We start from the raw sequence: 7,587 nt of genomic DNA on the forward strand, positions 1-7,587 counted from the left end.
CCAGCCACGAGACGGGCCGCAGACAGCAAACCGACAGCCGCCCCACCCCCTCCCTCCCGCTGCCGGCGCTCTGGACCCGGAGGGTCCGAGACGAAACCCGCACCCGGCCGAGCAGAATGCCGCCCCACCCGGCAGCACCCCCCCATCCCCGCTCCTGGCGGAATGGCGGAGGCCAATGAGCCTCCAGACCACGCGGTGGCCAGGGAACTGCGCGAAGAGCTTGCCTTGACCGTAGAGATACGCGCCTTGTTGGTCGTGGACTGGGTGGAGCCGCATGGCCCCTGGGACGATCAGCTGGCCTTCATTTTCGATGGTGGTGTGGTCGATGACGGCAGGGCTGCCGATCTGCGACCGCACGACGAAGAACTCTCCGAACTGGCCTTTGCCACCTACGACGAGTCGAGAAGGCTGCTGCCCCCGAGGCTGGCCCGGCGCTTCGAGGCAGCCGTAAAGACTGTCTCGGACGGGCAAATGCGCTACCTGCGCAACGGGAGACTCCTCTGGTAGCCGGGCCTGTGCGAGAGGGGAGCGGGCCCCTGCCAGGACAGCGTCACCCCCGCGGCGCAAGCGCCCCCCACCGCACCGTGACCTCCCCCTGCCGCCAGCGGCGCGGGCTGTCCGTCAGCGGCCAGGCCGTCGCGAGTGAGGCTGCCGTGCGGATCCAGCGTTGGCGGGCGCCCAGGGCGGCGTAGGGGGCGGCGGAGGCCCAGGCGTGGTCGAAGTCGCGGAGGAAGGCGTGGACGGGCTCGCCCGGTACGTTGCGGTGGATGAGGGCCTTCGGGAGGCGTTCCGCCAGGTCGGAGGGGCGGTCCAGGGAGGCCAGGCGGGCCGCGAAGGTGACCGTGCGCGGGCCCTCGGGGCCCAGCGCGACCCACACGTGGCGGCGGCCGATCTCGTCGCAGGTGCCCTCCACCAGCAGCCCGTCCGGGGCGAGCCGCGCGCATAGCCGGGCCCACACGGCGGCGACCTCCGCCTCGTCGTACTGCCGCAGCACGTTGGCCGCCCGGATCAGGACAGGCCGCCGGCCGCCCGGCAGCGGCACCTCGAAGCCGCCGTGCGCGAAGACCAGCCCGTCCCGCTCGTACGGCAGCGCCGCCGCGACCCGCGCCGGGTCGATCTCGACGCCGACGACCTCGGCCCCCGGCCGTACGGTCCGCAGCCGGGCCAGCAGCTCGACGGCGGTCCAGGGGGCGGCCCCGTACCCCAGGTCCACCGCGACGGGGTCGGAGCTGCGGAGCAGCACGGCGGCGTGCGCGGCGGCGATCCAGCGGTCCATGCGGCGCAGCCGGTTCGGGTTGGTCGTGCCGCGGGTCGCCGAGCCCACGGGCCGGGCATGGGACGGCGCGGAGGAGGTCGGTGCGGACTTCCGGGTGGGCTGGGCGGGCATGGCGACGAGCCTAGGCGGTGCGCCGCCGAAGGCCCGGTCACGGACCGGGCAAGCAGCCACTCGGGTGGTCAGCGTCACGTTTTGGCAAAACAGGAAATTGGAGCTCACTCCTCCGGTGTTGCAAGGCTGACAGCTGTAGCCCGCCTACGCAGGAGGACACGTACGGTGAGCCAGTACGTACCGCGGCTCGGCACGCGCCGAAGCCGCACCCACGGCCCGCTCGCCGGGCCGTCGCGACTGCGCCGCACCTCCCGGCGGCCCCGCCGCATCGCCATGCTGAGCGTTCACACCTCCCCGCTGCACCAGCCCGGCACGGGCGACGCGGGCGGCATGAACGTCTACATCGTCGAACTCGCCAAACGCCTCGCCGCGATCAATATCGAGGTCGAGATCTTCACCCGCGCCACCACCGCGTCCCTCCCGCCCACGGTCGAGCTGGCCCCCGGCGTCCTGGTCCGGCACATCGACGCGGGCCCGTACGAAGGGCTCGCCAAGGAGGAGCTGCCCGCCCAGCTCTGCGCCTTCACGCACGGCGTGATGCAGGCGTGGGCCGGGCACCGCCCCGGCTACTACGACCTCGTCCACTCCCACTACTGGCTCTCCGGCCACGTCGGCTGGCTCGCCGCCGAGCGCTGGGGCGCGCCGCTGGTACACGCCATGCACACCATGGCCAAGGTCAAGAACGCCGCACTGGCCGCCGGCGACACGCCCGAGCCCGCCGCGCGCGTGATCGGCGAGACGCAGATCGTACGGGCCGCCGACCGGCTCATCGCCAACACCGCCGAGGAGGCCGAGGAGCTCATACGGCACTACGAGGCCGACCCCGGCGAGGTCGCCGTCGTGCACCCCGGCGTCAACCTGGAGCGGTTCCGCCCGCAGGGCCCCGGCGTGCGCGCGAGCCGCGCCGCCGCCCGCGCCCGGCTGGGGCTGCCGCAGGACGCGCTCGTACCGCTCTTCGCGGGCCGCATCCAGCCGCTCAAGGCCCCGGACATCCTGCTGCGCGCGGTCGGCGTGCTGCTGGACGAGGAGCCCGCGCTGCGTTCGCGCATCGTCGTGCCGGTCGTCGGCGGGCCCAGCGGCAGCGGCCTCGCCAAGCCGGAGCAACTGCACAAGCTGGCGGCCCGGCTCGGCATCGCGGACGTCGTGCAGTTCCGGCCGCCGGTCGGCCAGGACCGGCTCGCAGACTGGTACCGCGCCGCGTCCGTGCTGGTCATGCCCTCCTACAGCGAATCCTTCGGCCTGGTGGCCGCCGAGGCGCAGGCGTGCGGCACGCCGGTCGTCGCGGCGGCGGTGGGCGGGCTCCCCGTGGCCGTACGCAACGGGGAGAGCGGCTTCCTCATCGACGGCCACGACCCCGCCGACTACGCGCACGCCCTGCGGCGCTTCGCCGACGCCCCGGAACTGGCCGACCGCATGGGCGAGCGGGCCGCCCGCCACGCCCAGTCCTTCGGCTGGGACACCGCGGCCTCGGCGACGGCCGACGTCTACACCGCCGCGATGCAGGAACAGCGGCGTCGCCTACGCTCGACCCATGGCTGACATGACGGACACGGCGGACGCGCGGCAGGTCATCGAGGCGACGCTCAAGGATGCCGAGCTGGAGTGGGAGTCCCCTTCCAGCGGTACGTACGTGGTCAAGCTGCCCGGCACCCGCAAGCTCTCCACCACCTGCTCCCTGGTCGTCGGGCAGCACTCCCTCTCCGTCAACGCCTTCGTCGTCCGCCACCCGGACGAGAACGAGGCCGCCGTCCACCGCTGGCTCCTGGAGCGCAACACCCGCCTGTACGGCGTGAGTTACGCCATCGACCACCTCGGCGACATCTACCTCGTCGCCCGCCTGCCGCTGGCCGCGATCACCCCCGAGGAAGTCGACCGCATCCTCGGCACCGTCCTGGAGAACGCCGACGGCTCCTTCAACACGCTCCTTGAGATGGGCTTCGCGACGGCGATCCGCAAGGAGTACGCCTGGCGCACGTCGCGCGGCGAGTCCACCCGCAACCTCGACGCGTTCACGAATCTGACCAAGGAGTAGCGGACCTTTCGGCTCTCCATTCCAGCCCGTCCCGGCGATTGAGGGCCGGGGTCCGGGGCAGAGCCCCGTGCAATGAGGCGAAGGCGATGCCTCGCTCCCACCCCCTTCCGCCCGCCGCAGGCGCATGGCATTGTCACGCCTGTCGCTCATATGAACAGTGTTCATATCCATGGAAGGCGGGCTCATGGACCTCACCCGACGCAAACTCCTCGGCAGCGCCATCGCCACGGCGGCCGGAGCCACTGTGCTCGCCGCGCCCGCCATTCCGGCAGCCGCCGCCCCCGCCCCCGCCACCGCCCCCCAAGGCCGAAGACTGTGGCGGGAGTTCACCCACAATCCGTACGCGCACCCGAACATCCCCTACATCGGCCGCGCCGGACACTACGGCGGATCGCGCGATTTCCCCCGCCCCCACGGCCCTGTCGTCAACGTCCTCCACTACGGCGCGAAGCGCGACGGATCCGCCGACTCCGCGCCCGCCATCAACCGCGCCATCGAGGCTGCCGGACGGCGCGGCGGCGGCACGGTCACGGTGCCCCCGGGCACGTACCGCATCGACGACGTCATCCGCATCGGCTACGACAACGTCGTCCTGCGCGGCGCCGGCTCCTCCCGCACCACCCTGCACGCCACCCGCAGCCTCACCGAGATCGTCGGCCCGTACGGCAGCCGCTACGGCGGGAACAAGTCGGCCTGGTCCTGGGCCGGCGGCCTCATCTGGATCTGTCCGCGCGAGCGCCGGCGCGCGCTCACCGACGCGATCAGGGAAGAGGACTGGCCGTTCGAGGGCTGGACCGGCAACAAGCGCGACGAGTTCCGCACCCTCACCGCCATCAGCACGCCCGCACGGCAAGGAGATTGGACGGTCTCCGTCGCCGACCCGTCGCGCCTGCGCCGCGGCGACCGCGTCCTGCTGCGCCTCACAGACGACACCGGCCACACCCTCCTCCAGCACATGGCGGGCGACGTCGAGGGGGCGCGCGGCTACCAGTGGGCCGACAAGACCAAGCTCACCTCGTACGTACCGTACGAATGGCCGTGCCGCGTCACCGCCGTACGCGGCCGACGGGTGACCCTGGACCGGCCGCTGCCCCTGGACGCGCGCCCCGAGTGGCGGCCCGAACTCACCACCCTGGTGCGGCCGGTGACCGGCAGCGGCGTCGAGGGGCTGACGCTCGACGTCGTCGAGACGCCGCAGGCCAAGCACCTGCTGGACAAGGGGTACAACGGCGTCGCCCTCCAGTGCGCGTGGGACTGCCGCGTCGACGACGTACGCGTCAACAACGTCGACAACGGCTTCCTGCTCGTCGCCGCCAAGGCGTGCACCCTGCGCCGCACCCGCGTCTCCGGGCGCGGCAGCCACCATCCGTACTGCTGCCGCGAGGGCTCGCACGACAACCTCGTCGAGGAGTTCGCGATCGACGACCGTACGGTCCCGGCCCCGCCCGGCACGCAGCTGCACGGCATCAATGTCGAGGGGCTCTCCAGCTACAACGTCTGGTCGCGCGGCCGCATGGAGATGGGGACCTTCGACACGCACCGCGGGATGCCGTTCGCCGACGTACGGACGGACATCACCGTGAACAACACCGGTTCGCACGGCGGCGACGCGAGCGCCGGGCCGCTGTACGGGGCGCGGTTCACGCACTGGAACGTACGCGTCGTCAACGGGCGGGCCGGTTGCGTGAAGATCGACGACATCGCGCCGTACAGCGCGACGGTGGGCATCAGCGAGGTCAGGGAGTTCGGCCAGGTGGACGTACCGGACTTCAAAGGGCCGCTGCACGCGCGCGTGGAGGCGTACGGGCACCCGGAGTCCGTATGGCCGCGGAATCTGTACGAGGCTCAGCGGGCGCTCTGAGGGCGTGCTCAGCTCACCCGGTCCGCCGGAGCGTCATGCTCCGCCGGACCGGGGAGGCTCTCGGGGGCGGCTCCCTCCTCGTCCGGCAGGCCGCGCATGAGAAGCCAGTACCCGACCGCGGTCACCGTCCCCACCGCCGCGCAGCCGCCCCACAGCCAGGGGGCCCCGTACGCGTCGATCACCCGGCCGCCGATGAGCGGCGCGGCCAGCGAGCCGACGGACCAGGACAGGGAGTACACGCCCTGGTAGCGCCCGCGCCCGTGGGTGGGGGAGAGCCGTACGACCAGCCCCATCTGTACGGGCGCGTTGACGACCTCGGCCAGCGTCCAGACGGCGACCGTCAGCGCGTACAGCCAGAGCGAACCCGCGAAGGCGGTCAGCCCGAAGCCGTAGCCCGCCAGGAGCGCCGAGGCGATCAGCAGTTTTCCGGGGCTGCGGTGCTGGATGAAGCGGGTGACGGGGATCTGGAGCAGCACGATGAGCACGCCGTTGACGCCGATGGCGAGCCCGAAGTCGCCGCTGGAGAAGCCGTCGGTGCCCATCGCGACGGGCAGGGCCACGGAGCCTTGCTGGAAGATCAGTCCGATGAGGATCGAGAGGGAGACGAGGCCCATGAAGCGGCCGTCACGGAGCACTGTGCCGAGGTTCACGGGCGGTGCGGCGGGTTTGCCGGCGGCGTCGGCCGCGTTCGGCGCGTGGTCGGGGCGGGACTCCGGGAGCTTGACGAAGACGAGGACGGCGCAGGCCAGCGTCATCACGGCCTCGATGAGGAACCCGGCGCGGTAGCTGTACTCGGCGATGAAGCCCGCGCCGATGGAGGAGAACGCGAACCCGAGGTTGATCGCCCAGTAGTTCAGGGAAAAGGCCCTCACCCGGTCCTCGGGGGCGACGATGTCCGCCATCATCGCCTGTACGGCGGGCCGCGATCCGCTGGCGGCCATGCCGACGAGCAGCGCGACGCCCGCGATGGCGACGGGGTGCTGCACGAACGCGAGCACCGCCACCAGGACGGCGGTCGAGGACTGCGCGACGAGCATGGTCGGCCGCCGTCCGAGCCGGTCCGTCAGCACGCCCGCGCCGATGGAGGCGACGGCGCCGCCGAGCCCGTACAGGGCCGCCACGAGCCCGGCGAAGGACGCGCTGTAGCCGCGCTCGATCGTCAGGTACAGGGCCATGAACGTGGCGACGAACGCGCCGAGGCGGTTGACGAGGGTGGACGTCCACAGCCACCAGAAGGCCCGGGGGAGCCCGGACACACTCTCCTGCACGGCGCGGCGCATGCCGTTCGCGGACGTGGACAAGGCGGGACCCCCGAGGTATCTGCCAGTTGCGTGAGTGACACATGTAAGTGGCGCATGTGATGACCGCAACTTACAAAGGACGAGCGGTGCCGCGCTATTCAATTGACGGTGATCGTCAATCGTGCGGGCGCGGGCGGGCGCGGGCCCCGGCCGGCCCCGGTCGCCGGGTCGATTACGCTCAGAGGCATGGCCGACGCACCGTACAAGCTGATCCTCCTCCGCCACGGCGAGAGCGAGTGGAACGCGAAGAACCTGTTCACCGGCTGGGTGGACGTCAATCTGAACGAGAAGGGCGAGAAGGAGGCGGTCCGCGGCGGTGAGCTGCTGAAGGACGCCGGTCTGCTCCCCGACGTGGTCCACACCTCGCTCCAGAAGCGCGCCATCCGCACCGCGCAGCTGGCGCTGGAGGCCGCCGACCGCCACTGGATCCCCGTCCACCGCTCCTGGCGGCTGAACGAGCGCCACTACGGCGCGCTCCAGGGCAAGGACAAGGCGCAGACCCTGGCCGAGTTCGGCGAGGAGCAGTTCATGCTCTGGCGCCGCTCGTACGACACCCCGCCGCCGGCCCTTGAGGACGGCGCCGAGTTCTCCCAGAGCGACGACCCGCGCTACGCCGCGATCCCCAGCGAGCTGCGCCCGCGCACCGAGTGCCTCAAGGACGTCGTCGTCCGCATGCTGCCGTACTGGTACGACGGCATCCTCCCCGACCTCCTCGCCGGCCGCACCGTCCTGGTCGCCGCCCACGGCAACAGCCTCCGCGGCCTGGTCAAGCACCTCGACGGCATCTCCGACGAGGAGATCTCCGGCCTGAACATCCCCACCGGCATCCCCCTCGCCTACGAACTCGACGCCGACTTCCGCCCCGTCAAGCGCGGCGGCACGTACCTCGACCCGGACGCCGCCAAGGCCGCCATCGAGGCAGTGAAGAACCAGGGCAAGAAGAAGTAGTCGCAGGGCGGCCGACAGCGGTCACCGCACACGCGACATGTGGGGCCCCGGCCGACCG

Annotated in this window: 7 protein-coding genes; 5 read left to right on the forward strand and 2 right to left on the reverse strand. The window is 71.9% G+C overall.

Translation table 11 applies throughout. The annotated features are described in order from the left end of the window. Positions 1-144 precede the first annotated feature (144 nt). Positions 145-507, forward strand: a complete 363-nt coding sequence (locus tag ACFU99_RS25535; RefSeq protein WP_384395827.1) for an NUDIX domain-containing protein — start codon at positions 145-147, stop codon at positions 505-507. A 43-nt stretch (positions 508-550) separates the two neighbouring features. Here ACFU99_RS25535 and ACFU99_RS25540 read toward each other — a convergent pair whose 3' ends face one another. Continuing rightward, positions 551-1,387 (reverse strand): class I SAM-dependent methyltransferase, encoded by an 837-nt coding sequence (locus tag ACFU99_RS25540; RefSeq protein ID WP_384395812.1) that lies wholly within the window; start codon positions 1,385-1,387, stop codon positions 551-553. Positions 1,388-1,552: 165 nt separating this feature from the next. Between ACFU99_RS25540 and mshA the strand changes: the two genes are divergently transcribed. The 3 genes from mshA (at position 1,553) to ACFU99_RS25555 (ending at position 5,280) form a co-directional block, all read left to right on the forward strand. Next, entirely contained in the window at positions 1,553-2,926 is a 1,374-nt protein-coding gene (gene mshA, locus ACFU99_RS25545) for a D-inositol-3-phosphate glycosyltransferase (RefSeq protein ID WP_384395815.1), read from the forward strand. Further along, the gene (locus ACFU99_RS25550; protein ID WP_384395818.1) at positions 2,919-3,419 is read left to right on the forward strand and encodes a YbjN domain-containing protein; all 501 of its coding nucleotides are present in this window, start codon (positions 2,919-2,921) and stop codon (positions 3,417-3,419) included. The genes mshA and ACFU99_RS25550 overlap by 8 nt, the downstream gene beginning before the upstream one ends. A 184-nt stretch (positions 3,420-3,603) precedes the next feature. Continuing rightward, positions 3,604-5,280, forward strand: a complete 1,677-nt coding sequence (locus tag ACFU99_RS25555; RefSeq protein ID WP_384395821.1) for a glycoside hydrolase family 55 protein — start codon at positions 3,604-3,606, stop codon at positions 5,278-5,280. Positions 5,281-5,288: 8 nt separating this feature from the next. Here the strand turns inward: ACFU99_RS25555 and ACFU99_RS25560 are convergent, their stop codons facing one another. Beyond that, on the reverse strand, positions 5,289-6,560 hold the full coding sequence (locus ACFU99_RS25560) for an MDR family MFS transporter (RefSeq protein ID WP_384395830.1): 1,272 nt from the start codon (positions 6,558-6,560) through the stop codon (positions 5,289-5,291). A 207-nt stretch (positions 6,561-6,767) separates the two neighbouring features. Here ACFU99_RS25560 and ACFU99_RS25565 point away from each other — a divergent pair, with 207 nt between their 5' ends. After that, a complete protein-coding gene (locus ACFU99_RS25565) occupies positions 6,768-7,529 on the forward strand; it encodes a phosphoglyceromutase (RefSeq protein ID WP_384395824.1) in 762 nt (253 codons plus the stop codon). The last annotated feature ends 58 nt before the right edge of the window (positions 7,530-7,587 follow it).

It is taken from the genome of Streptomyces sp. NPDC057654 (genome assembly GCF_042800135.1).
Classification (GTDB): domain Bacteria; phylum Actinomycetota; class Actinomycetes; order Streptomycetales; family Streptomycetaceae; genus Streptomyces.

Coding starts and splice junctions, on each gene's coding strand:
- ACFU99_RS25565 (WP_384395824.1), top strand. CDS start 6,768: ATGGCCGACGCACCGTACAAGCTGATCCTCCTCCGCCACGGCGAGAGC.
- ACFU99_RS25555 (WP_384395821.1), top strand. CDS start 3,604: ATGGACCTCACCCGACGCAAACTCCTCGGCAGCGCCATCGCCACGGCG.
- ACFU99_RS25550 (WP_384395818.1), top strand. CDS start 2,919: ATGGCTGACATGACGGACACGGCGGACGCGCGGCAGGTCATCGAGGCG.
- ACFU99_RS25560 (WP_384395830.1), bottom strand. CDS start 6,560: ATGCGCCGCGCCGTGCAGGAGAGTGTGTCCGGGCTCCCCCGGGCCTTC.
- ACFU99_RS25540 (WP_384395812.1), bottom strand. CDS start 1,387: ATGCCCGCCCAGCCCACCCGGAAGTCCGCACCGACCTCCTCCGCGCCG.